The organism is Blastococcus sp. SYSU DS0753 (genome assembly GCF_054051175.1).
In genome coordinates this window covers 116,514-140,593 of the sequence record NZ_JBJHAT010000006.1, presented here as the reverse complement: position 1 = coordinate 140,593, position 24,080 = coordinate 116,514, and the positions used below count along the sequence as shown (strand labels likewise).

The 24,080-nt window shown below is 75.3% G+C and carries 25 protein-coding genes and 1 riboswitch; of the genes, 16 read left to right on the top strand and 9 right to left on the bottom strand.

The annotated features are described in order from the left end of the window. Positions 1-44: 44 nt before the first annotated feature. A complete protein-coding gene (locus ACI799_RS07815; RefSeq protein WP_456612802.1) occupies positions 45-1,205 on the top strand; it encodes a glycerophosphodiester phosphodiesterase in 1,161 nt (386 codons plus the stop codon). Positions 1,206-1,232: 27 nt separating this feature from the next. On the opposite strand, the gene ACI799_RS07810 is transcribed toward ACI799_RS07815, so the two are convergent. Next, the gene (locus ACI799_RS07810) at positions 1,233-1,877 is read right to left on the bottom strand and encodes a hypothetical protein (RefSeq protein WP_456598901.1); all 645 of its coding nucleotides are present in this window, start codon (positions 1,875-1,877) and stop codon (positions 1,233-1,235) included. 192 nt (positions 1,878-2,069) lie between these two features. On the opposite strand from ACI799_RS07810, the gene ACI799_RS07805 reads away from it, so the two are divergent. Together ACI799_RS07805 and ACI799_RS07800 are read left to right on the top strand one after the other, a co-directional pair. After that, complete coding sequence (locus tag ACI799_RS07805) at positions 2,070-3,257, top strand: sensor histidine kinase (protein WP_456612801.1); 1,188 nt, start codon at positions 2,070-2,072, stop codon at positions 3,255-3,257. After that, complete coding sequence (locus tag ACI799_RS07800) at positions 3,254-3,922, top strand: response regulator (protein ID WP_456596814.1); 669 nt, start codon at positions 3,254-3,256, stop codon at positions 3,920-3,922. The genes ACI799_RS07805 and ACI799_RS07800 overlap by 4 nt, the downstream gene beginning before the upstream one ends. On the opposite strand, the gene ACI799_RS07795 is transcribed toward ACI799_RS07800, so the two are convergent. Further along, positions 3,923-5,518, bottom strand: a complete 1,596-nt coding sequence (locus ACI799_RS07795; protein ID WP_456612800.1) for a long-chain-fatty-acid--CoA ligase — start codon at positions 5,516-5,518, stop codon at positions 3,923-3,925. 65 nt (positions 5,519-5,583) lie between these two features. Beyond that, entirely contained in the window at positions 5,584-6,237 is a 654-nt protein-coding gene (locus ACI799_RS07790; RefSeq protein ID WP_456612799.1) for a TetR/AcrR family transcriptional regulator, read from the bottom strand. A gap of 101 nt (positions 6,238-6,338) precedes the next feature. Between ACI799_RS07790 and ACI799_RS07785 the strand changes: the two genes are divergently transcribed. Genes ACI799_RS07785 through ACI799_RS07775 form a run of 3 tightly spaced genes read left to right on the top strand, consistent with a single transcriptional unit; the run spans position 6,339 to position 9,456 of the window. After that, positions 6,339-7,565, top strand: coding sequence for an acyl-CoA dehydrogenase family protein (locus ACI799_RS07785; protein WP_456612798.1), 1,227 nt, complete (start codon positions 6,339-6,341; stop codon positions 7,563-7,565). Then, entirely contained in the window at positions 7,562-8,560 is a 999-nt protein-coding gene (locus ACI799_RS07780; RefSeq protein WP_456612797.1) for an acyl-CoA dehydrogenase family protein, read from the top strand. Before ACI799_RS07785 ends, ACI799_RS07780 begins: the two co-directional genes overlap by 4 nt. Further along, positions 8,557-9,456 (top strand): enoyl-CoA hydratase-related protein, encoded by a 900-nt coding sequence (locus tag ACI799_RS07775; RefSeq protein WP_456612796.1) that lies wholly within the window; start codon positions 8,557-8,559, stop codon positions 9,454-9,456. Before ACI799_RS07780 ends, ACI799_RS07775 begins: the two co-directional genes overlap by 4 nt. Positions 9,457-9,477: 21 nt before the next feature. Here the strand turns inward: ACI799_RS07775 and ACI799_RS07770 are convergent, their stop codons facing one another. After that, positions 9,478-9,927 carry a hypothetical protein gene (locus tag ACI799_RS07770; RefSeq protein WP_456612795.1) on the bottom strand — a complete coding sequence of 150 codons (450 nt, stop codon included), beginning with the start codon at positions 9,925-9,927 and terminating at the stop codon, positions 9,478-9,480. Between the two features lie 53 nt (positions 9,928-9,980). Next, complete coding sequence (locus ACI799_RS07765) at positions 9,981-10,481, bottom strand: MarR family winged helix-turn-helix transcriptional regulator (protein ID WP_456587398.1); 501 nt, start codon at positions 10,479-10,481, stop codon at positions 9,981-9,983. An 88-nt stretch (positions 10,482-10,569) separates the two neighbouring features. Between ACI799_RS07765 and ACI799_RS07760 the strand changes: the two genes are divergently transcribed. Then, on the top strand, positions 10,570-11,133 hold the full coding sequence (locus tag ACI799_RS07760) for a YceI family protein (protein WP_456587399.1): 564 nt from the start codon (positions 10,570-10,572) through the stop codon (positions 11,131-11,133). A gap of 93 nt (positions 11,134-11,226) precedes the next feature. Here ACI799_RS07760 and ACI799_RS07755 read toward each other — a convergent pair whose 3' ends face one another. Next, on the bottom strand, positions 11,227-11,754 hold the full coding sequence (locus ACI799_RS07755; protein ID WP_456598906.1) for a GNAT family N-acetyltransferase: 528 nt from the start codon (positions 11,752-11,754) through the stop codon (positions 11,227-11,229). A 66-nt stretch (positions 11,755-11,820) separates the two neighbouring features. Between ACI799_RS07755 and ACI799_RS07750 the strand changes: the two genes are divergently transcribed. Both ACI799_RS07750 and typA read left to right on the top strand, forming a co-directional pair. Next, positions 11,821-12,162, top strand: a complete 342-nt coding sequence (locus ACI799_RS07750) for a hypothetical protein (RefSeq protein WP_456587401.1) — start codon at positions 11,821-11,823, stop codon at positions 12,160-12,162. 101 nt (positions 12,163-12,263) lie between these two features. Continuing rightward, a complete protein-coding gene (typA, locus tag ACI799_RS07745) occupies positions 12,264-14,156 on the top strand; it encodes a translational GTPase TypA (RefSeq protein WP_456587402.1) in 1,893 nt (630 codons plus the stop codon). Positions 14,157-14,222: 66 nt separating this feature from the next. Here the strand turns inward: typA and ACI799_RS07740 are convergent, their stop codons facing one another. Continuing rightward, complete coding sequence (locus ACI799_RS07740) at positions 14,223-15,029, bottom strand: LysM peptidoglycan-binding domain-containing protein (RefSeq protein WP_456612794.1); 807 nt, start codon at positions 15,027-15,029, stop codon at positions 14,223-14,225. An 83-nt stretch (positions 15,030-15,112) separates the two neighbouring features. Continuing rightward, positions 15,113-15,206: riboswitch (cyclic di-AMP (ydaO/yuaA leader) on the bottom strand. A 379-nt stretch (positions 15,207-15,585) separates the two neighbouring features. On the opposite strand from ACI799_RS07740, the gene ACI799_RS07735 reads away from it, so the two are divergent. Both ACI799_RS07735 and ACI799_RS07730 read left to right on the top strand, forming a co-directional pair. Next, positions 15,586-16,086, top strand: coding sequence for a DUF5994 family protein (locus tag ACI799_RS07735; RefSeq protein WP_456587404.1), 501 nt, complete (start codon positions 15,586-15,588; stop codon positions 16,084-16,086). Between the two features lie 78 nt (positions 16,087-16,164). After that, positions 16,165-17,157, top strand: a complete 993-nt coding sequence (locus tag ACI799_RS07730; RefSeq protein ID WP_456612793.1) for an NAD-dependent epimerase/dehydratase family protein — start codon at positions 16,165-16,167, stop codon at positions 17,155-17,157. A gap of 31 nt (positions 17,158-17,188) precedes the next feature. On the opposite strand, the gene ACI799_RS07725 is transcribed toward ACI799_RS07730, so the two are convergent. Further along, positions 17,189-18,169 carry a sulfite exporter TauE/SafE family protein gene (locus ACI799_RS07725; RefSeq protein WP_456612792.1) on the bottom strand — a complete coding sequence of 327 codons (981 nt, stop codon included), beginning with the start codon at positions 18,167-18,169 and terminating at the stop codon, positions 17,189-17,191. A gap of 306 nt (positions 18,170-18,475) precedes the next feature. Then, positions 18,476-19,039, bottom strand: a complete 564-nt coding sequence (locus ACI799_RS07720; RefSeq protein WP_456612791.1) for a sigma-70 family RNA polymerase sigma factor — start codon at positions 19,037-19,039, stop codon at positions 18,476-18,478. A 72-nt stretch (positions 19,040-19,111) separates the two neighbouring features. Here ACI799_RS07720 and ACI799_RS07715 point away from each other — a divergent pair, with 72 nt between their 5' ends. The 5 genes from ACI799_RS07715 to ACI799_RS07695 are packed head-to-tail and all read left to right on the top strand — an operon-like array spanning position 19,112 to position 24,063. Further along, positions 19,112-19,756: a zf-HC2 domain-containing protein gene (locus ACI799_RS07715; protein WP_456598912.1), complete on the top strand. Its 645-nt coding sequence runs from the start codon at positions 19,112-19,114 to the stop codon at positions 19,754-19,756. Continuing rightward, the gene (locus ACI799_RS07710) at positions 19,753-21,540 is read left to right on the top strand and encodes a copper resistance CopC/CopD family protein (RefSeq protein WP_456612790.1); all 1,788 of its coding nucleotides are present in this window, start codon (positions 19,753-19,755) and stop codon (positions 21,538-21,540) included. Before ACI799_RS07715 ends, ACI799_RS07710 begins: the two co-directional genes overlap by 4 nt. Positions 21,541-21,593: 53 nt before the next feature. Next, positions 21,594-22,328 (top strand): YcnI family copper-binding membrane protein, encoded by a 735-nt coding sequence (locus ACI799_RS07705; protein WP_456612789.1) that lies wholly within the window; start codon positions 21,594-21,596, stop codon positions 22,326-22,328. After that, the gene (locus ACI799_RS07700; RefSeq protein ID WP_456598915.1) at positions 22,325-22,990 is read left to right on the top strand and encodes an SCO family protein; all 666 of its coding nucleotides are present in this window, start codon (positions 22,325-22,327) and stop codon (positions 22,988-22,990) included. The genes ACI799_RS07705 and ACI799_RS07700 overlap by 4 nt, the downstream gene beginning before the upstream one ends. Continuing rightward, entirely contained in the window at positions 22,987-24,063 is a 1,077-nt protein-coding gene (locus ACI799_RS07695; protein WP_456587412.1) for a hypothetical protein, read from the top strand. Before ACI799_RS07700 ends, ACI799_RS07695 begins: the two co-directional genes overlap by 4 nt. The last annotated feature ends 17 nt before the right edge of the window (positions 24,064-24,080 follow it).

Sequence of the window (24,080 nt, the reverse complement as noted above, 5' to 3'; positions counted from 1 at the left end):
GGAGCCGACGGCGACGGTCGCCGTCCGAGCCCGCGGGAGCCCCGATGTCCCGAGTACGCCGCCTGCGTGCCACGGTCGCCGCCGTCGCGGTCGCCGTCCCCCTGTCCCTCGCCGTCCCGGCGGCCGTCCCCGCGACCGCCGCGCCGAAGCCGCCGGCCCCCGAGCCCGCCACCGCCCTCGCCGACGACCTGCTCGTCGTGGGTCACCGCGGCGCCTCGGGCTACCGGCCGGAGCACACCCTCGCGGCCTACGAGCTCGCCGCCCGCATGGGTGCCGACTACATCGAGCCCGACGTGGTGAGCACCAAGGACGGTGTCCTCGTCGCCCGCCACGAGAACGAGATCTCCGGGACCACGGACGTCGCGAGCCGGCCGGAGTTCGCCGACCGCCGCACGACCAAGGTCATCGACGGGGCGGAGCTCACCGGCTGGTTCACCGAGGACTTCACCCTCGCCGAGCTGCGCACCCTCCGGGCTGTCGAGCGGCTGCCCGAGGTGCGTGAGGAGAACACCCTCTACGACGGCCTCTACCAGGTGCCGACCCTCGACGAGGTGCTCGAGCTGCGGGCGCGGCTCACGAAGGAGCTGCGCCGCGAGATCGGCGTCTACGTCGAGACCAAGCACCCCACCTACTTCGACTCCATCGGCCTCTCCCTCGAGGAGCCGCTGATGGCCGACCTGCGCGAGGCGCGGGTGCACAAGCACCACTCGCCGGTGTTCATCCAGTCCTTCGAGACGACGAACCTGCGCGAGCTGGAGGAGCAGGGGGTGCGGGTGCCGCTGGTGCAGCTGCTGTCGGGTTCCGGGCAGCCCTACGACCTCACCGTCGCCGGTGACCCGCGCACCTACGCCGACCTCACGACCGCCGAGGGGCTGCAGGAGATCGCCGAGTACGCCGAGGGCGTGGGCCCGGACAAGAACCTGGTCATCCCGCGCAACCCCGACGGCACGCTCGGCACCCCGACCGCGCTGGTCGACGACGCGCACCAGGCCGGCCTGCTGGTGCACCCGTACACGTTCCGCAACGAGAACGTCTTCCTGCCCCCGGCGCTGCGCGACGGCGTCGCGCCCGACGACTACGGCCGGGCGCTGGAGGAGCAGACCGCCTTCTGGGAGGCCGGCATCGACGGGATGTTCACCGACAACCCGGACACCGGCGTCGTCTCCCGCGAGCTGTTCGTGACCGGCGAGGCCCCCGCGGCCTGAGCCGGACCGTCGTGCCGCGAACCGGCCTCAGTGCCGGCGCCAGAGCCACACGCCGACGCCCGCGAACCAGAAGGCCATCAGGTAGGTGACCGCCCAGCCCACCGGGGGCAGCAGAAGACCCGCGGCGAAGACGGCGCTGACGATCGTCAGCGCACGGGAGGTGCCGCGGGCGGCCACCGCCACGGCGATGAGGAACCCTGCTCCCACCCAGGCGGCCATCGGGTGGACGACGTTCATCACGATCAGCCCTGTCTCCGCGCCCGTCGGGGTCACCCCTCCACCCAGCACCCGGGTGCCCACGACCACCGCCGCCGCCAGCGAGGTGAAGGTCGCGGCCAGCAGCAGCACGTGGCCGGCGCCGAGAACCGGCAGCAGCCGCACGGCCGCGGTTTCGCCGGAGCGCCCCAGCCGCCGGGCCAGTGCGCCGGCCACCGCGGTGGCGAGGAGCGCGTAACCGCCGAGCAGGGTCGCGGCGAGCGTGACCGGTGCGTTGCCGAGCGCCGCCGCGGCCTCCTGGGCGTTCCCGGCCCCCGCCAGCGGGTCGCCGAGGACGACGGCGGCCGCGGCGAAGGCGCCCAGCGCGCCGATGCCGGCCACGGCCGGGACGGGTGAGCCGTGCTGCACCCCGGCCGGGTCGCTGGTGGCCGTGGCGGTGGGGGTGGACGTGGTCATGGCGGTTCCTCCTGGTGGTGGGCGCGCGGTCCGCGCCGTCGGGCCCACGCTGGCGGCCGCGGCCCGGCACGCCGTCCCCCTCCGGGCCGATCCCGGGGTCGGGGCGTCGCCGGGGCATCCCCCGCGAGGCAGACCCCGCATCGGTCGTCGGAGGGACCCGCCGGGCGCCGGAACGGTCCTACGCTGCCCGCCATGCGAGGCGTGCTGAGCAGGTGGCGGGCCCTCCCGGTGCCGGTGCGCGACGGCGTGCTCGCCGTCGGGCTCACGGTCGCCGGTCAGGTCGAGCTGCTCGCGGCCGACGAGCTCGGCGGTCCGCGCGGCCTGCAGCACGTGGCCTTCGCCGTCATGACGGCGAGCCTGGTGGCGCGGCGTGCCAGGCCGGTGGGTGCCGCCGTCGTCGGCGCAGCGGGGCTCGCCTTCCAGACGGTCCTGGGGGAGGCGCCCGCCGTCGCCGGTTTCGTGGCCGTCCTCGTCCTGACCTACTCGGTGGCCCAGTACGCCGACCGCCGCCGGGACGCCGTCCTCGGGCTGCTCGCCGTCCTGGCCGCCGTGCAGGTCTACCCGTTCGTCGCCGACCGACCGGTGAACGCCGCGGACGAGGTGGCCAACATGGCGATCCCGGTCGTCGTCTGGGTGTTCGCCCGGCTGGCCCGCGAACGGCTGGACTGGGCGGTCGCGGCCGAGCGCGAGGCCGTCGCGGCGCGGGAACGCGAGCGCCGGCAGGAGGCCGAGCGGGCGGGTGCTCTGGCCGCCGAGCGCCGCCGGATCGCCCGCGAGATGCACGACGTCGTCGGGCACGGGGTCACGCTGATGCTCCTGCACGCCGAGGCCGCGCAGGCCAGCCTGGGCGCTCGGGAGCCGGCCACGGCCCGGGCGCTGGACGTCGTGCTCGCGTCCGGCCGCACGGCCCTCGACGACCTGCACCGGATGCTGCGCGTGCTGCGGGAGCACCCGGAGGAAGGGCCCGCGGACCCGTTGCCCGGCTCGATCGCCGCCATCGAAGAGCTCGTCGTGGCGGCGCGCGCGGCCGGGCGGGACGTCGAGATGACGGCGGACGGCGCCGTGCCCCCGCTGCCGGCCGCCGTGGAGGCGACCGCCTACCGGATCGTGCAGGAGTCGCTGACCAACGCGCTCCGCCACGCCCCCGGCGCGCCGATCAGCGTGGTGCTCGAGTTCGCCGCCGAGGCGCTGACGGTCGAGGTGTCCGACGACGGCCCGGGAGGCGGCGATCCCGGGCGGGCGGGGCACGGCCTGCTGGGTCTCCGGGAGCGCGTGGCCCTCTTCGACGGCTGCCTGACCGCCGGGCCGCGGGCCGACGGCACCGGCTGGACCATCCGCGCGGTGCTGCCGGTCCCGGTGCCGGAGCATGCGGCGGTATGAGCGTCCGGGTGCTGCTGGCCGACGACGAGGCCCTCGTGCGGGCCGGGCTGCGGATGATCCTGGAGGCCGAGGCCGGGCTGGAGGTCGTCGGGGAGGCCGGTGACGGGGTCGACGCCGTGGGCCTGTGCCGGCAGCTGCGCCCCGACGTCGCGCTGGTCGACGTCCGGATGCCCCGCCTGGACGGCATCCAGGCCGCCCGCCGCATCTGCGCCGACCCCGCGGCGGCGACGGCGGTGGTCATGCTGACGACGTTCGACGCCGACGAGCACCTGGTGGAGGCCCTGCGCGCCGGGGCGGCCGGGTTCCTGCTCAAGTCGATGCCGCGCGAGCAGCTGGTCGCCGCCGTCCGCTCGGCCGGTACCGGTGACGTGCTGCTCGCGCCCAGCCTGCTCCGCCGCCTGCTCGACGACCACGTGCGGCGGGTCGGTCCGACCCTGGCACGGGCACCCGGCCTCGACCGGCTGACCGCGCGCGAGGAGGAGGTCCTGCGGCTGGTCGCCCGGGGCCTGTCCAACGCCGAGATCGCCGACCGCCTCGTGCTGGGCGAGGGCACGGTGAAGACCCACGTGGCGCGCGTGCTCGCCAAGCTGGGGGTCCGGGACCGGGTGCAGGCGGTGGTGGTCGCCTACGAGTCGGGGCTGGTGCGTCCCGGGCAGGCCGACTGACTAGACGACCGGCTCGGCGACCAGGGAGCCCGCCGAGTGCTCCTGGCGCAGGGCGGTCTTGAGCACCTTGCCGCTCGGGTTGCGCGGCAGCGCCCCGACCACCGAGTACTCCCGCGGGTTCTTGTAGCGGGCCAGCCGCTCGCGGCACCAGGCGCCGAGCTCCTCGGAGGTGGGCGGGTCGGCCACGTCGCGCGGGGCGACGACGGCCAGCGGCGCCTCGCCGTACCGGCTGTCGGGGACGCCGATCAGCGCGACCTCCGCGACCTTCGGGTGGGCGGCCAGGACGTTCTCCACCTCGGCGCAGTAGATGTTCTCCCCGCCGGAGATGATCATGTCCTTCTTGCGGTCGACGACGTAGAAGTAGCCGTCCTCGTCCTGGCGCACCAGGTCGCCGGAGTGGAACCAGCCGCCGGCGAAGGCCTCGGCGGTCGCCTCCGGCTTGTTCCAGTACTCCTTCATCACCATCGGGCTGCGGTAGACGATCTCGCCGACCTCGCCCCGCGGGACGTCCTCCATCGCCTCGTCGACCACCCGGACCTCGACGTTGAGGATCGGCGTGCCGACCGAGCCGATCTTGCGCACCGAGTCCTCCCCGCGCAGCAGGCAGGTGACGGGGCTGCACTCGGTCTGGCCGAACGCGGTGATCACCTCCGCCTGCGGGAAGGCGTCGATCAGCGCGCGGAGCAGCGTCGTGGAGGCGGGGGCCGCGCCCCAGGAGACCCGCCGCAGCGACGAGAGGTCGCGGGAGGCGAGGTCGGGGACGGCGAGCACGGCGGCCCACATCGCGGGCACGAGGAAGATGCTGGAGACCTTCTCCCGCTCCATCATGTCCAGCGTCGCGGCCGGGTCGAAGGCGCCCGACTTGATGATCACGTGGACGCCGCCGAGGAGCAGCGGGGGCAGCCCGCCGGCGAGGCCCGCGATGTGGAACAGCGGCGCGCCGGGCACGCCCACCCGGTCGTCGGGGTCCCAGCCCAGCGTCGTGATCTGGCTGAACGCGTGCAGGAGCAGGTTCCGGTGGGTGAGCACCGCGCCCTTGGGGCGGCCGGTCGTGCCCGACGTGTACATGATGAACGCCGGCTCGTCCTCGTCGACCACGACGTCGAGCGGGTCGGTGCCGGCGGCGGCGAGCGCCGTCTCGTAGTCCTCGCTGCCCGGGCCGGCGTCCCCGCCGCCGACCACCAGGGCGGCGGCGACGTCCGGCGCCTGCTCGCGCGCCTTGGCGGCGACCTCCGCCAGCGGCGCGTCCACGACCAGCGCAACGGCGCCGGAGTCGGTGAGCACGTAGGCGACCTCGTCGGCCACCAGCCGGAAGTTCACCGGGACGACGATCGCGCCCAGCCGGACGCCGGCGAGGTAGGACTCCCACCCCTCCATGCCGTTGAGGGTCAGGACGGCGACGCGGTCACCGGTGCCGACCCCGCGCTGTCGCAGCGCCCGGGCCAGTCGGGTGACGCGTTCGTCCAGCTCCGCGTAGCTGCGCCCCGTCCCCTCGAAGCGCAGCGCCGTCGAGTCCGGTGTCGCGCGGGCCCAGCGGGCCAGCTGGTCGCTCAGGGTCATGCCCCGGCCCTGCAGGGGAGGGATCTCGACGGTCACGGGTTGCTCCTCGACGTCCGACGCGGGTGTGATCTGCGTCATGGTGGCGACCGAGGGCGGAGCGGTCAACCCTGACTGTCGAGGGCGAGCAGCCGCGCGGCGAGGCGCTTCCAGAGGGCCAGGTGCGGGTCCGTGGCGGCAGGCCGGTCCTCGAACGCGTAGACGAGCGCCACGCCCCGCATGCTCGTGAAGAGCAGCTCGCAGAGGTCGGCGTAGGTGGCGGCGCCGGCGATCTCCGGCCCCCAGATGCCGTCGGCCACCGCGGCGATGGACGCCCGCAGCCGCCGCTCCTCCCCGCGCAGGGCCGCGCGCAGCTCGGGGTCGGTGCGCGCCGCCGTCCAGAGCTCCATCGCCGCCCAGAACGGGGGCTCCTGGAACGTCGCCCACATCAGGTCGATCGCCCGATCCACCCGCTCCCGCCCGGTCGGCTCGTCCTCCATCAGCGCGGCGGCCCGGCGACGGACCTCGTCCAGTTGGGTCGTGGACAGGTGCTCGGCGGCGGCGACGAGCAGCTCGGCCCGGGAGGGGAAGTGGTGCAGCAGCCGGCCGCGCGAGACCCCCGCCCGGGCCTGGACGGCGAGCGTCGAGGCGCCCGTGAACCCGTCCTCCACCAGGCAGGCCACGGCCGCGTCGAGGATCAGCAGGCGGCTGTCGGCGGTCCGCTCCGAGCGCGAGCGGGGCCCGGCAGCGGCGCGGTCGGCGACGGGCTCGGCGCTCATCCGCGGAACAGTAGGCCGTGTGCGGGGCCCGGAACAGTCACCGTTGACCGTTCCGGGTGACGACTGTCACGCTGCGGCCGACCCACTCACCGACGAGAGGCGTGCCCGTGGACTTCGACGACAGCCCCGACGAGGCCGAGTACCGGGCGCGGGTGCGCGCCCTGCTCGAGGAGCACGCCGGCGAGCTGCTGCACCTCGCGCCGGGGCAGGAGGGGATCGACGCCCGCACCCACGAGGCCGAGATGCGCCGCACCCAGCGGGTGCTCGCCGAGGCCGGCCTGGTCGGCGTCACCTGGCCCCGGGAGTACGGCGGGCAGGGCGGCACGCTCGTGCAGCAGGCGATCGTCGGCCAGGAGCTCGCCCGGGCCCGGGTGCCGGGGCTGATCAACCACATCGGCATCGGCATGTGCGGGCCCACCGTCATCGCTCACGGCAGCCAGGAGCAGCGCGAGCGCTACCTCGCCCCGCTGCTGCGCGCCGACGAGGTGTGGTGCCAGCTGTTCAGCGAGCCGGCGTCGGGCTCGGACCTCGCCGCGCTGCGCACCACCGCCGTCCGCGACGGCGATGACTGGGTCGTCAACGGGCAGAAGGTGTGGACGACGCTGGCGCACGTCGCCGACTTCGGCATCCTGCTCACCCGCACCGACCCGGAGAAGCCCAAGCACGCCGGACTGACCATGTTCGTCGTCGACATGCACGCCCCGGGCGTGACGGTGCGCCCGCTGCGCCAGATGGGCGGCCAGGCGGACTTCAACGAGGTCTTCTTCGACGACGTCCGCATCCCCCACTCGGAGCGGCTCGGCGAGCCCGGCGAGGGGTGGCGGGTCGCGCTCACCACGCTGATGAACGAGCGGGTGGCCATCGGCGGAGCCGGTGGCGCCATCGGGGCGCCGGTGGAGGAGTTCGCCCAGCACGCGCGGGAGCGGCTGCCGCGGCTGGACCCCGAGCGGCAGGTGCTGGCCCGCCAGGCGGTCGGGCGGGCGGTGGTCGCGGCGCTCGCCGCCCGCTACACCGGGTACCGGCGGCTGACCGTGCTCAGCCAGGGCGGCATCCCGGGGCCCGAGGCCAGTGCCGGGAAGCTCGCCGGCACCGAGGCCGGTCTGCTGATGGCCGACGCCGGGGTGCGGCTGCTGGGCGACGAGGCCGTGTACGCCGCCACCGCCGACGGCGACGACCGCTGGCAGCGGACCCAGTCGTGGCTGCCCGGCATCAGCATCGCCGGGGGCACCGACCAGGTGCTGCGCAACATCCTCGGCGAGCGGGTGCTGGGCCTGCCGCCGGAGCCGCGCAGCGACAAGGCCGGGCCTTTCTCGGGAGGGACGCGATGAACTTCGACCTCGACGCCGACCAGCGCGACATCGCCGACGGCGCACGCGACTTCTACCGGGGCAACGCCTCGCCGGCCGCCGCGCGCGCCGGGCTGGAGGGCGGCGGGCTGGAACCCGGCCGCAAGGCGCTGGCCGACATCGGTTTCCTCGGCATCACGGTCCCGGAGTCCGCCGGGGGCTCCGGGCGCCCGCTGCTGGACCTCGCCGTCGTGGCCGAGCAGGGCGGCGCAGTCCTGGCCGCGCCCTCGCTGGTCACCGCCGCCCGCGCCGCGGTGCTGCTCGGCGACGCGCCCGACCTGGCCGCGCAGCTGGCCGACGGGTCGACGGGGTTCGCCGTGCTGGACGGGGCCGTCGACGGCTCCGCGCCGTCGGTCGACGCCGCGGACGCCACCCTGTTCCTGGGGCTGGACGGTGCGGACCTGGTCGTCGGCGAGGGCGAGGTCGTGCCCGGCCGCCCGCTGGACGCCACCCGCGGGCTGGCCTCCGTCCGGCTGACCTCCCGCCGCGTGCTGACCCCGGACGCCGGCGGGCTGTGGGCCCGCGCCCGGCAGGTGGGCGCGGTCGTCATGGCCGCGGAGGACCTGGGCGGCGCCGAGCGGTGCGTGCAGCTCGGCGTGGCCTACGCCCAGGAGCGGGAGGCGTTCGGCCGCCGGATCGGCTCCTACCAGGCGATCAAGCACATGCTGGTCGACGCCTGGGTCGGCGTGGAGCAGCTGCGCTCGCTGGTCTGGTGGGCGGCGTGGGCGGCCGACTGCAACCCCGCGGAGCTGCCGCTCGCGGCGGCGGCGGCCAAGGCATGCGCGGCGGCGACCTTCGAGCGCGCCGCCAGCACCCTGATCCAGGTGCACGGCGGCATCGGGTTCACCTGGGAGCACGACGCGCACTTGTACTGGCGGCGGGCGAAGGTGGACCGGCTGCTGCTCGGGGACGAGGCCGAGCACCTCGACGCCGTCGCCCGGCTCGCCGTCACCGGAGCCCTGGGCGCGGGGCGATGACCGGCGACCTCACCGAGCTGCGGTACGAGGTGGCCGACGGCGTCGCGACGGTGACGCTGCACCGGCCGGACCGGCTCAACGCGTTCACCCTCACGATGGCCGACGAGCTCGCCCGCGTGGCGGCGGCCGCCGACGCCGACGACGACGTCCGCGTGGTGGTCGTGACCGGGTCGGGGCGGGCGTTCTGCGCCGGGGCCGACCTCGGCGGCGGAAAGGACACCTTCTCCGACCGGCGCACCCGGGAGCGGCCGCCGGGTCCGCTCAGCGAGGACATCGGTGGCTTCCCCCGGGACGCCGGGGGAGTGGCCTCGCTGCCCTTCGCCGCGCTGCGCAAGCCGGTGATCGCTGCGGTCAACGGCCCGGCCGTGGGCATCGGCGCGACGCTCACCCTGCCCATGGACGTCCGGATCGCCGCGAAGTCGGCGCGCTTCGGGTTCGTGTTCGGTCGCGTCGGCATCGTGCCCGAGGCGGCGTCCTCCTGGTTCCTGCCCCGGGTGGTGGGCATCAGCCAGGCCATGGAGTGGGTCGCGACCGGGCGGGTGTTCGACGCCGCGGAGGCGCTGCGCGGCCGGCTGGTGTCCCGCGTGGTGCCCGACGACGAGCTGCTGCCGACCGCCCACGCGCTGGCCCAGGAGATCGTGGCGAACACCAGCGGGGTCGCCGTCGGCGCGGCCCGGCAGCTGCTCTGGTCGATGCTCGGTGCGTCCTCGCCCTGGGACGCCCACCGCGCGGAGTCCCGGGCGCTGGTCGAGCTGGGGGAGGGGCCGGACCCGGCCGAGGGGGTGGCCGCCTTCCTGGAGAAGCGGCCGCCGCGCTTCCCCGGCCGCCTGCCCGACGGCGCCGTCGCGGGCGTGCTGCGCTGGCCGCTGCCCCCGGACGACGTCGGGCGCGCCTAGCAGGCCCGCCCACCTCGGTCGCTACTCGGTGGGCAGGGCCAGGTTCGGCCCGGCGATCTCCCAGCCAGGTCGGAGCTCGCCGTCGAAGTCGTCCGGCAACAGCGTCGCGGCGCCGCGCTCGACGTCCGCGCCGCCCACCTCGACCCAGACTCCTCGCTCGGCGAAGGTGTCGTCGTCCGTGCAGGACGAGCCGGTCACCCAGTTCTCGCCTTCGACGGAGCCCACGAGCACCACGACGCACCAGGGGTGGTCGGCCGAGCCCCGGCCGGCGTAGACCTGAGCGCCGTCCGCCTCGGCGACGTGACGCAGGTCGTCGACCCCCTCCGGCACCTCGACGCCGTCCGGGACGGCGTCCTCGGCCGTCGCCGACCGGTCGAGCACGGCGAGCTCGGGTGCTGCCGGGCCGCCGCATCCGGTGAGCAGCAGCACGGTGCCGGCGACGAGGGCGGTCCTCCTGCTGCGCGGTTCCATGAGGAGACCCTAGGGGCGTCGTGGGGTCGGCCGGTGCGACGAGGCCGGGCGCCTCAGGGCATCCGCATCGGGTCCAGGTGGCGCAGCAGCGTCTCGCCGAGGTCGCGCATGGCGACCACCTGCGCGGGGGAGAGCTGGTCGAACAGCTCGCGCCGGACGCCCTCGACGTGCACCGGCGCCGCACCCTCCAGGGCGGCGAACCCTTCGTCGGTGAGGACGGCGAGCTGGCCGCGCCCGTCCTCGGCGCACACCTGCCGGCGCACCCAGCCGCGTTCCTCCAGCCGCGAGACGGCGTGCGACAGCCGGCTCCGGGAGGAGAGGCACCGGTCGGCCAGCTCGCTCATCCGCATCATGCGCTCGGGCGCCTCGGAGAGGGCGACGAGGATCTCGTAGTAGGCGTGCGAGATGCCGGTGCGGTGGCTGAGCTCGCGGTCGAGCCGGTCCAGCAGGAGCTGGGCGCTGTAGAGCCAGGCGCGCCACGCCTTCTGCTCCTCGGGATCGAGCCAGCGCGGCTCACCCGTGGGGAGGGACTCCGACGACACCGACATGGTCATGGGCACAGGATACTGGCGGAATAGTTAAGCGCTCAACTACGCTGACGCCAGACATCGCACCGCCACGCAGGACCACCAGGGAGGCACCATGACCAGCAGCACCAGCGTCCAGATCCCCGGCTACATCGCCGGCACCTGGGACATCGACGCCAGCCACTCCACCGTCGGCTTCTCCGTCCGCCACATGATGGTGAGCAAGGTCCGCGGCTACTTCCGCGAGTTCTCCGGCGAGATCGTCACCGCCGAGGACCCGACGCAGTCCAGCGTCACCGCCACGGTGGACATGGACTCGATCGACACCCGGCAGGAGCAGCGGGACGCGCACATCAAGTCCGCCGACTTCTTCGACGTCGGCAACCACACCGTGATGACCTTCCGCTCCACCGCCGTGAAGACCGACGGTGCCGACTGGACCGTCGAGGGCGACCTCACCATCAAGGGCATCACCAAGCCGGTCGTCCTGGCGCTCGAGCTGAACGGCTTCGGCCCGGACGCCTACGGCGGCACCCGCGCCGGCTTCAGCGCCAAGACCGAGATCTCCCGCAAGGAGTACGGCGTCGACATCGACATGCCGATGGACGGCGGCGGTGTCGTCGTCGGCGACAAGATCAACGTCGAGCTCGAGATCGAGGCCGTGCTCCGCACCGCGTAAGGACCCCTCTGCCCCCGCGCAGGGGGCCGCTCCAGCACGTCGCGAGGGCCCCGGACGGTTCGCCGTCCGGGGCCCTCTGCGTCGGTCGGGGGGCTACGCCATCGCAGGGTTCAGCACCTGGAACAGGACGTGGTCCTGCCAGCGCCCGGCGATCCGGAGGTAGTGCGGTGCCACCCCGTACCGCTCGAACCCGTTGCGCTGGAGCACCCGCTGGGACGCCGCGTTGTGCAGCAGCGTGCCGGCCTCCACGCGGTGCAGGGCGAGGTCGGTGAACGCCCGGCGCAGCATCTCGGCGACGGCGCGGGTGGCCAGCCCGCGGCCGTTGGCGGCCGAGGCGACCCAGTAGCCGAGGCTGCCGGACTGGAAGGCCCCGCGCACGACGTTGTTCAGCGTGATCCGCCCGACCACCGCGCCGGAGTCGTCCAGGATGACGCAGGGGAGCGCGAGCCCGGCGTCGTGCCGCTCGAGGGCCGCCCGGACGTCGGTCCGCTGACCCGCCTCGGTGTACCACCGCTCGTCGCGGGCCGGTTCCCAGGGCGCCTGGAACTCCCGGTCCGCGCGGACGAGGTGGGTGAGGACCGGGGCGTCGTCGAGGGCCAGGAGGCGGGTCCGTGCGTACACCCCCGCGACCATGCCAGGCGGCCGGGCGGCGCCGCGGTCGACTCCTCGACAGGGACACTGGGGGACATGTCGACCTCCGCCCTCGCCCGGATCCCCGCCTCGCTCCTGGTCGCCGTCGGCCTCGCCGCCGGCTTCGGCATCGCCCAGGGCACCGGCGTCCGGGCGCTCGGCGGCGCGGTGTTCGCCGCCTGTGGGATCGGTGCCGCCTGGATCGCCGCCCGACGGCGGGGCCCCGCCGTCACCGCGGGGCTCGCCGCCCTCTACGTCGGCGCCTTCGTGCTCGCGCACGTGCTCGCCCTGGGCGCCGGTCTCCCCGCCTGGTTCGCGGTGAGTCTGGTCACTGTCGCCGCGGCCGGGGCCACCTACGGGGTGGTCGACAAGCAGCGAGAGGCGGTGTCCGCGCGCTGAGCACCTAGAGTGTAGGGAAGGTCGGGGCCCCGAAGGCTGTTGACCTGATGCCCGCGCGCGTCCGCGCGGCGCGCCCCCGAGCTCCCGAGGTGCCCTTCCGCATGCCCACCCGCAACGACCTGCGCAACGTGGCGATCGTCGCCCACGTCGACCACGGCAAGACGACCCTGGTCGACGCCCTCCTCCGCCAGGCCGGCGCGCTCGGCCGCGCCAAGGGCGAGGGGACGGACAACGACTCCACGCAGGACCGCGTGATGGACTCGATGGACCTCGAGCGCGAGCGCGGCATCACCATCCTCGCGAAGAACACCGCGATCCGCCTGGCGGACGAGGACGGCAACCCCGTCGTCGTCAACATCGTCGACACCCCCGGCCACGCCGACTTCGGTGGCGAGGTCGAGCGCGGCCTCTCCATGGTCGACGGAGTCGTGCTGCTGGTCGACGCCTCCGAGGGCCCGCTCCCGCAGACCCGCTTCGTGCTGCGCAAGGCGCTCGGCAAGGGGATGCCGGTCATCCTCGCGGTCAACAAGACCGACCGCTCCGACGCCCGCATCGAAGAGGTCGTCGACGAGTGCTACGAGCTGTTCATGGAGCTCATGGAGGACGCCGGCATGGACGCCGACGCCCTCGAGTTCCCGATCGTCTACTGCAACGGCCGCACCGGGCAGGCGTCGCTGACCAAGCCCGAGAACGGCACCGTGCCCGACAGTCCGGACCTCGGCCCGCTGGTGAAGACGCTGCTGGACACGATCCCGGCGCCGGAGTACGACGCCGAGGAGCCGCTGCGCGCGCAGGTCACCAACCTCGACGCCTCGCCGTTCCTGGGTCGCCTGGCGCTGCTGCGCATCCACTCCGGTGAGATGAAGCGCGGCCAGCAGGTCGCCTGGTGCAAGGTCGACGGCACGATCAAGAACGTCAAGATCACCGAGCTGCTGGTCACCGAGGGTCTCACCCGGACGCCGGCCGAGAGCGCCGGCCCCGGCGACCTGGTCGCCATCGCCGGCATCGAGGACATCATGATCGGCGACACCCTCGCCGACCCGAACGACCCGCGGCCGCTGCCCCCGCTGACCGTCGACGAGCCCTCGATCTCGATCACCATCGGGATCAACACCTCGCCGCTGTCGGGCAAGTCGGGCAAGAAGCTCACCGCCCGCCTGATCAAGAACCGCCTCGACCAGGAGCTGGTCGGCAACGTCAGCGTGCGCATGCTGCCCACCGACCGCCCCGACACCTGGGAGATGCAGGGCCGTGGCGAGCTGGCGCTGGCCATCCTCGTCGAGCAGCTGCGCCGCGAGGAGTTCGAGCTCACCGTCGGCCGGCCCACCGTCGTCACCAAGGAGATCGACGGCAAGCTGCACGAGCCCGTCGAGCGGGTCACCATCGACACCCCCGGCGAGTACGTCGGCACCCTGACCCAGGCTCTCGCGGTGCGCCGCGGCCGGCTGGAGAACCTGGTGCACCACGACACCGGCTGGGCGCGGATGGAGTACGTCGTCCCCTCCCGCGGCCTCATCGGGTTCCGCACCGAGTTCCTGACCGAGACCCGCGGCACCGGCGTGCTGAACAGCAACCTCGAGGGCTACGAGCCGTGGCTGGGCGACATGCGCGCCCGGCCGACCGGCTCGCTGGTCGCCGACCGCCAGGGCGTGGCGACGACCTACTCGATGTTCTCGCTGCAGGAGCGTGGCCAGCTCATGGTCCAGCCGGGCACCGAGGTCTACGAGGGCATGATCGTGGGTGAGAACTCCCGTCCGGACGACATGGACGTGAACATCACCAAGGAGAAGAAGCTCACCAACATGCGCAAGTCCACCTCCGAGGAGCTGGAGCGGCTGATCCCGCCGAGGATCCTCAACCTGGAGCAGGCGCTGGAGTTCTGTGCCGAGGACGAGTGCGTGGAGGTCACGCCGGCCGGCGTCCGCATCCGCAAGGTGGTGCTCGACCAGACCGAGCGCGGCAAGGCCAAGAACCGCAAGCCCAAGCCCAGCTGATCCGCCCATGACGCAGCGAGCCCCTGCCCGGTGATCCGGGCAGGGGCTCGCTGCGTCATGGGGCCGTTACGGCGCCGGCACGAAGGCCACGTGCGGGTGGTCCATGTGGTTGGCGGTGGGGGAGCCGCGGTCCTCCATGGGCTGCCAGGCCCAGCCCGTCCACGTCCCGGCGATCCGCTGCTGCCAGATCACGTACTCGACGCCGAGGCGCGCCGCGTTGTCGATGACGTACTGGCTGAGCGCGTCGCCCGTGGCCCGGTCGTCGTAGACCATGAAGTCGGCGGCGCGGCCCTCCGACGGGCTGTGGCCGGGGCGGGTGAGCACCGTCGGGATGCCGAACTCCGCGGCGACCTCCGCGACGGCGGGGCGCACGTGCGGTTCCCACGCGCCGTAGGCGGCGGTGTCGAGGGCCGGCCGGTCCGCGGCGCGGCTGGCACGCTCCGGGGCCGCCGACGGGCCGCCGACGAGGGTGAGTCGCTGCCCGACGCGCAGCACGTTCGGGTCCGCCCCGATGACCTCGAGGTTGAGGGCGTGCACGTCCTGCCAGGTGGTGCCGTGGCGGGCGGCGATGCCGCCCAGCGTGTCGCCCGGCTGCACCACGTACTCGCCGCCGGCGGGGGCGGGGGCGGCAGGGGCGGCGCCCGATCCGCCGATGACGAGGACCTGCCCGACGCGCAGGACGTTCGGGTCGGCGCCGATGGTGGCGAGGTTGTCGGCGTGGATGGTCTGCCACGAGGTGCCGTGGGCGGCCGCGAGCCCGCCCAGCGTGTCACCGGGGACGACCGTGTGCTCCCCGGGGTGGGCCTGTGCCGGACCGGCGATCGCGAGGGAGGCGGCCGCGGCGGCCGCGAGGACCACGGCCGGACGTGCCATGGCCGCCGCCGCCGCGGAGGTGCGGGTGGAGCGACCGGGTCGTGCCGTGCGGTGCTTGAGCATGGGGAAGCCTCTCGCCGCCTGCGGGGTTAGCTGTCGGGTTCGGGCGAGAGCTGCCCGGCCGCGTGCTGCGGCTTCACCCCGAGGCCGAGGGCCAGGATCTCGTGGGTTCCCCGCGCCTGCCCGTCGTGTGCACGGGTCCGGTGGCGGTGGGCAGGTTCGGCGGTCCGCCATCCGGGCCCACCCGTTGGTGGACGCAGCACGGTAGGCAGACCGCCGTCCCCGACGGCAAGGCCGCGGAGCCTCCATCGCGGGCGGCCCCGCGCGGACTGACTCGCCGTGGCCCGCCCCCGACTGCCCGTGTGCGGTGCTCGTACCGGCGGCGCACGGTCCGCGGCGCGGGCTCCGTGCTCGTCAGGTCACGAATCGTGATGACTGGCCGGAGCGGTCCGACGCGCCCGCCACGCCGTCGAGAAGTCTCGCCTCGCACCCGTCCTACGTTGACCTCGGAGCCGTCTCCCCGGCTCCCTGGGAAGAGGAAGGCGGCCGAACGCTCATGGCGACGATCACCCGTACGGTTCCGGCGATCGAGGGCTTCCGGGGTGGCATCGACGTCCGGGTGAGCCTGCGCGCCGACGCCGGATCGGGCGGTTCGGCGTTCGACGGTGCGTGGTTCCCGCGGAGCCGGGACCTCGCCGTGGAGCTGCCGGAGCTGATCGCGGCGCTGGAGCGGCGTGGTGTGCGGGTGGAGCGGTTCACCTACGCCCTCGACGCCTGGGAGCCGGCCCCCCGCAAGCTGGAGGTGCTGGGCCGCACGGTCCGCGCCGGCGGCTTCCGGAGCATGGACCCGCAGGTCGTCTGCCTCACCTGGGCTGGGGGGAACCGCCGGGCCGACCTGCTGGTCGTCCCGCCGGAGACCGACGTCCTCACCGGCGCCCGGGCGCTGCGGCTGTGCACCCGGCGGGGCCTGCCGTCCTCGCCCCAGATGGTGCTCGCCGCGGCCCGTTCCACGCCCCTTCCGCAGGTGCCCACGCTGCCGGTGTCCCGCGCGGTGTAGCGCTCGTCCGCCGACGGCGGATCCGCTGCCGGCGAACTCCCTGGACGCGCGGGCGCCGACCGGGCTGGAGTGCTCGGCATGAGACTCCTCGTCCTCGGCGGCACCCACTTCCTCGGCCGGCACGTGGTGGAGGCCGCGCTCGCTCGCGGGCACGACGTCGCCACCTTCACCCGGGGCCTGACGGGTCCGCCGCCGGAGGGCGCGCGGGCGCTGCACGGCGACCGCGACGACCCCGGCGCGCTGCCGCGCGCGCTGGGGGAGTGGGAGCCCGAGCTCGTCGTCGACACCTCCTGCCAGACCCGGGCCGCCGCCCGCAACGCCGCTGCGGCGCTGGGCCGGGTCCGCTCCTACGTCTTCGTGAGCAGCCTCAACGCGTACCGCAACTGGCCGCCGGGGCCGCTCGGCCCGGAGGACGGCGAGCCGACCTGGGACACCGAGGACGACGAGTACGGGCCGATCAAGGCCTTCGGCGAACGGGAGCTCGCCGCCGCCGTCGGTGGCCGCTTCCTCGCCGCCCGTGCCGGCCTGATCGTCGGCCCCTCCGACCCGATCCACCGCCTCGGCTGGTGGCTGGAGCGCATCGCGAGCGGCGGTCGGGTGGTCGTCCCGGCCGAGGGCGTCGCCCAGCCGATCGCGCTGGTCGACGCCCGTGACCTGGCCGCCTGGCTCGTGGACATGGCCGGGCAGGGCCGCACCGGTGCGGTCAACGCCACGGGGCCGGCGGGCATGACGACCCTGGGCGGCCTGCTCGAGCTCTGCCGGGTCGTCACCGGGAGCGCGGCGGAGTGGGTACCGGTGCCCGAGGCCGACCTCCTCGCCGCCGGCGTCCAGGAGTGGCTGCACCTGCCGCTGTGGCTGCGCCACGAGGTCGCCCGCACCGCCTGGGACGTCGACACCACCCGGGCCGCCGAGCTCGGGCTGGCCACGCGGGCGCTGGAGGCGACCGTCGCCGACACCTGGGCGTGGCTGCGCTCGCACGAGCGGCCGGTGCCGCCGGCGCACCGCCCCGCCGACCAGCCCGGACCCGGCCTCCCGGCCGAGCTGGAGGCCTTCCTGCTGGCCGGCCGCTAGGAGCAGCCGGCGGGTGCCGTGCGGCGCCCTGTCAGTCGCGGGGGGCGCTGGGTCGGCCCGCGCCGACCGGGACCTCGCGGGAGTCGGTGGCGTCGGCGGCCACGTTCTGCTCGGCCACCTCGGCGAGGGCGTCGGCCGACTCCAGCCGCGCGTCCCGCCGGTACTGGCGGTAGGAGTGGACGACGGCCAGCACCCAGACGACCGCGAGCACCGCGTAGACCAGGGCGCTGACGGCGTCGCCGGCGTCCACCCAGTCGCTGCGCAGCAGCGTGCGGGTGTTGGTGATCACGATCATCCCGCCGACCAGGGAGCCCAGCATGCGCGGCGGGATGTGCCGCACCAGCCACGCGGCGATCGGCGCGGCGACGAGGCCGCCGGCGAGCAGCCCGGCGACCCACAGGGGGTCGATGCCCGCCGAGCCCAGCGCCATCAGGAAGCCGAGGCTGGCCGCCAGCGCGACGAGGAACTCGGAGGTGTCGATCGAGCCGATGACCTTGCGCGGCTCCATGCGGCCGCTGGCCAGCAGCGCCGGCGTGCCGACCGGTCCCCAGCCGCCGCCACCGGTGGCGTCGACGAAGCCGGCCACCAGGCCCAGAGGCGTGAGGAAGCGCCGGCGGATGGGCTTGCCGACGTTCCGCCGGTCGATGCCGCGGAGCGTGAAGCGCACCAGGATGTAGACGCCCAGCGAGACCAGGATCAGCGACATGACCGGCGCCGCGACCGACGTCGAGAGGCCGGACAGGAAGTGGGCGCCGGCGAACGCCCCGACCGCACCGGGCACCCCCACCTTGGCGACGACCTTCCAGTCGACGTTGCCGAACTTCCAGTGCGAGAGCCCGGAGGCGAGCGTGGTGCCGATCTCGGCGAGGTGGATGGTCGCCGACGCCGCGGCCGGGTTGGTGCCGATGGCCAGCAGCAGGGTCGTCGAGGTGACGCCGTAGGCCATGCCGAGGCTGCCGTCGACGAGCTGGGCACCGAGCCCGGCGAGGGCGAGCAGGATCAGGGTCTTCACGGGCACTGGCTCCGGGGTCTCAGGACGCGGGCGCGCAGCGGCGACCGCGTGAGGCGAGGGTGAGACGTGGTGGCGCCGGGGAGGCGCGGGGGCTCAGCAGCCCGGACAGGCGGCGGTGCAGACGCGCAACAGGTCGACGTGTCGGCGGCTCACCAGGAGCAGCATCGTCGTCCGCGTCACGGCGCAATGTCTACCAGATCGATGCACTTAGGCGCAGTGCTGGTCCCGACGCGTGGGACGGCGGTGGCGGGTGCGCGCGATGGGCCCGTTGTGGCACGGCGAGGTGCGGGTGCCGGCGCCGCGCGGTCAGCTGAGCGCGGCCTCGCCCGGGCCGGCCTCCTCGCGCACCGCAGCGAGGGACTCCACGAGGTCGGCCCGGGCCCGCGCCACCCGGGAGCGGATGGTGCCGACGGGGCACCCGGCGACCTCCGCGGCCTCGGCGTAGGGCAGTCCCAGCAGCTGCGTCAGCACGAACGCCTCGCGCCGGTCGGGGGCCAGCCGGGCCAGCAGGTCGGCGACCGCGGCGCCCTCGCCGACGGCGTCCGCGGCGCCCGGCGGGGCCAGCAGTTCCAGGTCGGCGGACTCCCGGACCAGGGTCAGCCGGCGCCGGCGGCGGGACTTCAGCGCGTCGGCGCAGACCCGGCGGGCGATGGCCAGCAGCCAGGTGCGGACCGAGGACCGGCCCTCGAAGCGGTGCAGGGAGCCGAACGCCCGCAGGTAGGTCTCCTGCGTCAGGTCGTCGGCGGAGGCCCGGTCGCCGAGCGCGGCGCAGAGCCGCCAGACGTCGGACTGCGTCTCCCGCACGAGGGTGGCCGCAGCCAGCGGGTCGCCGTCGGCGGCGTCCGCGGCCAGGCGTGCCAGGTCGTCCATGTCCTCGTCAGCGTGTCGCAGGTCACCCGGGAGGCCCGGAACCGGGCGATGCCCGGCGGCGACTAATCAACCATGTCCTGCCACACCTGCCGCGAGGCGCTCTCCGCGCGGCTCGACGGCGAGCCGCTCGGGATGCCCGCCGACGAGCTCGACGCGCACCTCGCCACGTGCCGCGGGTGCGCGGCCTGGGCCGCCGCCGCCGAGCGCGTGACCCGCCGAGCGCGGCTGGCGCCGGCCCCGTCGGTGCCCGACCTCACTGCGAGCGTCCTCTCGGCGCTGCCGCGCGAGCTCCCGGGTGCGCGGGCGGCCGCGCGCGCCCGGCTGGCGGACACGGCGGTGCGGCTGGCGCTGCTCGCCGTCGGGGTGGCGCAGGCGACGCTGGCCTGGCCGGTGCTCGCCTCCGGCGCCGGCGCGATGAGCGCCCCGGTGCACATGGCCCGGGAGAGCGGCGCCTGGAACCTGGCGCTGGCCGCGGCGTTCCTGGCCGTCGCGGCCGGTCCGCGGCTGGCGGCCGGCGGGCTGCCCTTCCTGGGTTCCTTCGTGGCCCTGCTGCTCCCGGTGACGGTCGCCGACCTGCAGGCCGGGCACGTGCACACCGACCGGGCGCTGGCCCACCTGCTGCTCGTGGCCGGCACGGCGCTGGTGGCGACCGTCGCGTGGCGGGGCCGCCGGCATCGTTCCGTCCCCGCGGTCGCCGACCGGCGGGTGACCGCGTGAGGCGCACCGCCCTTCTGCTCGCGCTGCTGGTTCTCGGCTGGTTCGGTGCGGGCATCGGCACGGCCGGTCCTGCGGCCGCGCACGCCACGCTGGTCTCCACGACCCCGGGGGAGGGCGCGCGGCTCGACGCCGCGCCCGACGAGGTGACCCTGCGGTTCTCCGAGGGCGTCTCGCTGGGCGCCGGGTACGCCCGGGTCCTCGGCGCCGACCAGCAGCGGGTGGACTCCGGGAACGCCTCCGTCGACGGCGACGTCGTCACCGTCCCGTTGCGCGGGGACCTGCCCGACGGCGGCTACCTCGTCACCTACCGGGTGGTCTCGGCCGACTCGCACCCGGTCTCCGGTGCCTTCTCCTTCGTCGTCGGCGACGGCGAGCTGCTGGGCGCCGACGCGGCGGACGCGGCGCCGGCGACCGACCCGGTCGTCGGACTGCTGCTGCCCGTGGCGCGCTGGGTGGGCTACGCCGGGCTGGCGCTGGCGCTCGGGGTGCCCGTGCTGGTCGCCACCTGCTGGCCGACCGGGCGGGGCACCGCGCGGCTGCGGCGCATGGCCCTCGGCGGGGCCGCCGCGGTCGCCCTCTCCGCGGCCACCGGGTTCCTCCTGCAGGGCCCCTATGCCGCGGGCGCGGGGCTCGGCGCGATCGCCGACCCCGCGCTGCTCGGCGCCACGGCGCGGACGGGCGCGGGCTGGTCCGCCCTCGCACGCGCCGCCCTGGCCGTCGCCCTGGTGCTGGCGCTGCGCCGTGCCTGGCGGGCTGCCGCACCACCGGGGCGGGGGACCGCCGTCGGGGTGGCGGCCCTGGGCGGCGGACTGGTCCTGGCGACCGCGGCGGTCGGCCACCCGGTCGCCGGGCCGTGGCCGGTCCTGGCCGTGCTGGTCGCGGCGGTGCACGCGGGGGCGATGGCGGTCTGGTTGGGCGGGCTCGCCGGCCTGCTCGCCGCCGCGGTGCGGCCGGGCGCCGCACCGGGCGACGTGGCCGCCGCCCTCCCACGGTTCTCCCGGCTGGCGTTCGGCGCGGTCGTGGCGCTCGTCGTGTCCGGGATCGTGCAGTCGGTGCGGGAGGTCGCGTCCCCCACCGCACTGGTGGAGACGACGTACGGCCGTCTGCTCGCGGTCAAGCTGCTGCTCGTGGTGGTCGTCCTCGCCGCGGCCGGGATCTCCCGGGTGTGGGTGCAGCAGCGGCTGGGTGTCCGCCGTCCTCCGCGACGCCGGACGACGACCGTGCACGCGTTCGCCGCCGCGACCGCCGCCGCGGGCCGGGCCGAGCCCGCCCCTGCGGCGGTGGCGGCCGCGGGGGAGCGGGAACAGGCGCAGGCGGAGGCCGCGGTCGAGCACCTGCCGGCGTTGCGGCGCTCACTGCTCGTGGAAGCGGTGCTGGCCGCCGTCGTCCTCGCGCTGTCGGCGGTGCTGGTCGCGACGCCGCCGGCCCGGACGGCGCTGGCCCAGCCGGTGGAGGTCGTGCTCCCCCTGCAGAGCGGCTCCGGCGCCACCTCGGGCAGCGTGCAGATGACGGTCGAGCCCGCGCGCCCCGGCCCGAACACGCTGCACCTCTACCTCTTCGACGACGACGGCCGGCTCACGCAGCCGGCCGAGATCCGGGTGGCCCTCACCGAGCGGAGCCAGGAGATCGGTCCGCTGGACATCGCCCTGCAGCCCGCCGGCCCCGGTCACTTCGTCGGCGACGGCATGTCGATCCCGGGCGCCGGCACCTGGACGCTCACCGCCACCGTCCGGCTCGACGAGTTCACCGCCCTCACCGCGGCCACGGACTTCCCCGTGCGCTGACCTCCCGACCCCCCGTCCGACCGCGTTCCTTCCCTTCCTTCCCGAGGAGTCCTGTGTCCCTGCCCCGTCCGCTCGCCCGGCTCGCCGTCCTGCTGCTGGCCACCCTGACCGCCCTGGTGGCGGCCGTGGGCCTCGCGACCATCGCGTCCGCCCACGTCACCGTCTCCTCCGCCGACGCGGAGCCCGGGGGGTACGGCAAGCTCACCTTCCGCGTGCCGAACGAGAGCGACACCGCCAGCACCGTCGCCCTGCGGATCCAGATCCCCGAGGAGGCCGCGATGGGCTCCCTCCGGGCGCAGCCGGTGCCGGGCTGGACGGTGACGATGACGACCGCCGAGCTGGCCGAGCCGGTCGAGGTGCACGGCCGGCAGATCAGCTCGTACGTCTCGGTGGTGGAGTACCGCGCCACCGACGGCGCCGGCATCGCGCCCGGCCAGTTCCAGGAGTTCGCCCTCTCCGGCGGACCGTTCCCGGAGGCCGAGCAGCTCAGCTTCCCGGCGGTGCAGAGTTACAGCGACGGTAGCGAATCGGCGTGGATCGAGCCCACGGTCGACGGGCAGGACGAGCCCGAGCGCCCTGCCCCGGTGCTGTCGCTGGCCGCCGAGGGCGAGCAGACGGGGCACGGCGCCGGCGACGAGACCGCGGGGCACACCGGCGACGAGGCCGCGGGGCACACCGGCGGCGACCCGGGCGCGATCGCGCTCTTCGTGTCGATCCTCGCGCTGCTCGTCGCGCTCGCCGGTGTCGTCCTCGGCGTGCGGGCCTCCCGACGTACCGTGTCCTCGTGACATCCGCCGTTCGACGTCCCCGCCGGGTCGCGCCGGCGCTGCTGCTCACCACGGGCCTGCTGCTGGCCGGCTGCGGGGGCTCGGCGGACGACGCCGCCGAGGAGCACGACCACTCCGCGGGTGCGCCGGCCGTGGTGGAGGCCCCCGACGACCGGTACGCCGGACTGGACCTGAACGAGGCGTACCGCCGCCCGTCCTTCACCCTCACGGACACGACCGGCGCCGAGTACGACTTCAAGGCGGCCACGTCGGGCCGGCCGACGTTGCTGTTCTTCGGCTTCACCAACTGCCCCGACGTCTGCCCCACGACCATGGCCGACGTCGCGGTGGCGCTGCGCGGGCTGGACCCGCAGCTGGCCGAGCAGGTCCAGGTGGTCTTCGTGACCACCGACCCGGCGACCGACACCCCCGAGGTGCTCGGGGAGTACCTGGGCCGGTTCGACGCCGACCTGCCCACCCCGTTCATCGGCCTCACCGGCGACCAGGACAGCATCGACCAGGCCCAGCTGGCGGCCGGAGTTCCGCAGGCCGAGGACAACGGACGGCTGCACTCGACGCTGCTGCTGCTGTACGGCGCCGACGACGAGGCGCACGTCGCCTTCGACGCCGGCAACACCCCGCAGGACATCGCCGCGGACCTCCAGGCGGTGGCGGGCGCGTGAGCCGGGGGCCCGGCCGGCTGCTGACCGTCCTGGCCGCGGTGCTGGCGTTGCTGGCCCTGGCCGGGCCGGCGTCGGCGCACGTCGGGGGCGGTGCGGCGGGGAGCGACTTCGACGCCCGCGTGCTGTCGGTGACCCCTCAGTTGCCGGGGGTGAGCGTGCGGTCGCTGCAGTTCGGTGACGAACTGGAGCTGGTGAACACCTCGGACGTCGAGGTGCTGGTTCCCGGGTACTCGGACGAGCCCTACCTGCGGATCGGCCCCGACGGGGTGTGGCGCAACGCGCACAGCCCGGCGACCTACATCAACCTCGACCGGTACGGGCGGACCGCGCTGCCGGCCTCCGCCGACGCCGACGCCGCGCCCGCATGGGAGCAGATCTCGACCGAACCGCACTACGTCTGGCACGACCACCGCACGCACTGGATGAGCGAGGGCGTCCTCCCGCCGCAGGTCGCGGCCGACCCCACCCGCGAGCACGTGGTCTCGGAGTGGGTCGTGCCCGTCCGGCACGGCGCCACCGAGGCGGAGATCGCCGGCGTGCTGACCTGGAGCCCGCCGCCGTCGCCGTGGGTCGTGTGGCCGCTCGTGGCCGCGCTGCTGCTCACCGCGGTGGCCGCGGGGCTGCTGGCGCGCACCCCCCTCCCGCTGGGCGCCCTGCTCGCCCTGGGCGCCCTGGCGTCGCTGTGGCACGCGGCGGCCACCCCCGAGCCCCCGGTGACCGCGGGCTCGCACACGGGCGCCGTCATCTCGGCGCTGCTGCCCGCCTCGGCCACTCTGCTGTGCGCCGTCCTCGGGCTGCGGGCCGCGCGGCGGGGCCGGGGTGCGCTGACCGGGCTGCTGGCGGTCGTCACCGGCTGGCTGCTGCTGGTGCAGGGTTTGCCCGACGTCGACGTGCTCTGGTCGGCGAACGTGCTCTCCGCCGGGCCGGAGCCGCTGGCGCGGCTGGCGGTGGGGGTGCTGGCCACCCTCGGTGCGGGGCTGCTCGTCGGTGGCATCGCGGCGGTGCGCCGCTTCCGGGAGACCCCGGCCCCGCCCGCGGGAACCGCCGCCGGCCTTCCGTTGCCGGCGGCCTGACGGCGGTTCCCGCGCGG

What these genes read in the sequence shown, in the direction of transcription:
- ACI799_RS07805 (WP_456612801.1), top strand. Translation starts at nt 2,070, where the DNA reads ATGCGAGGCGTGCTGAGCAGGTGGCGGGCCCTCCCGGTGCCGGTGCGC.
- ACI799_RS07720 (WP_456612791.1), bottom strand. Translation starts at nt 19,039, where the DNA reads ATGGACGACCTGGCACGCCTGGCCGCGGACGCCGCCGACGGCGACCCG.
- ACI799_RS07735 (WP_456587404.1), top strand. Translation starts at nt 15,586, where the DNA reads ATGGCGACGATCACCCGTACGGTTCCGGCGATCGAGGGCTTCCGGGGT.
- ACI799_RS07790 (WP_456612799.1), bottom strand. Translation starts at nt 6,237, where the DNA reads ATGAGCGCCGAGCCCGTCGCCGACCGCGCCGCTGCCGGGCCCCGCTCG.
- ACI799_RS07750 (WP_456587401.1), top strand. Translation starts at nt 11,821, where the DNA reads ATGTCGACCTCCGCCCTCGCCCGGATCCCCGCCTCGCTCCTGGTCGCC.
- ACI799_RS07810 (WP_456598901.1), bottom strand. Translation starts at nt 1,877, where the DNA reads ATGACCACGTCCACCCCCACCGCCACGGCCACCAGCGACCCGGCCGGG.
- ACI799_RS07760 (WP_456587399.1), top strand. Translation starts at nt 10,570, where the DNA reads ATGACCAGCAGCACCAGCGTCCAGATCCCCGGCTACATCGCCGGCACC.
- ACI799_RS07765 (WP_456587398.1), bottom strand. Translation starts at nt 10,481, where the DNA reads ATGACCATGTCGGTGTCGTCGGAGTCCCTCCCCACGGGTGAGCCGCGC.
- ACI799_RS07730 (WP_456612793.1), top strand. Translation starts at nt 16,165, where the DNA reads ATGAGACTCCTCGTCCTCGGCGGCACCCACTTCCTCGGCCGGCACGTG.
- ACI799_RS07775 (WP_456612796.1), top strand. Translation starts at nt 8,557, where the DNA reads ATGACCGGCGACCTCACCGAGCTGCGGTACGAGGTGGCCGACGGCGTC.
- ACI799_RS07770 (WP_456612795.1), bottom strand. Translation starts at nt 9,927, where the DNA reads ATGGAACCGCGCAGCAGGAGGACCGCCCTCGTCGCCGGCACCGTGCTG.
- typA (WP_456587402.1), top strand. Translation starts at nt 12,264, where the DNA reads ATGCCCACCCGCAACGACCTGCGCAACGTGGCGATCGTCGCCCACGTC.
- ACI799_RS07780 (WP_456612797.1), top strand. Translation starts at nt 7,562, where the DNA reads ATGAACTTCGACCTCGACGCCGACCAGCGCGACATCGCCGACGGCGCA.
- ACI799_RS07740 (WP_456612794.1), bottom strand. Translation starts at nt 15,029, where the DNA reads ATGGCACGTCCGGCCGTGGTCCTCGCGGCCGCCGCGGCCGCCTCCCTC.
- ACI799_RS07715 (WP_456598912.1), top strand. Translation starts at nt 19,112, where the DNA reads ATGTCCTGCCACACCTGCCGCGAGGCGCTCTCCGCGCGGCTCGACGGC.
- ACI799_RS07800 (WP_456596814.1), top strand. Translation starts at nt 3,254, where the DNA reads ATGAGCGTCCGGGTGCTGCTGGCCGACGACGAGGCCCTCGTGCGGGCC.
- ACI799_RS07815 (WP_456612802.1), top strand. Translation starts at nt 45, where the DNA reads ATGTCCCGAGTACGCCGCCTGCGTGCCACGGTCGCCGCCGTCGCGGTC.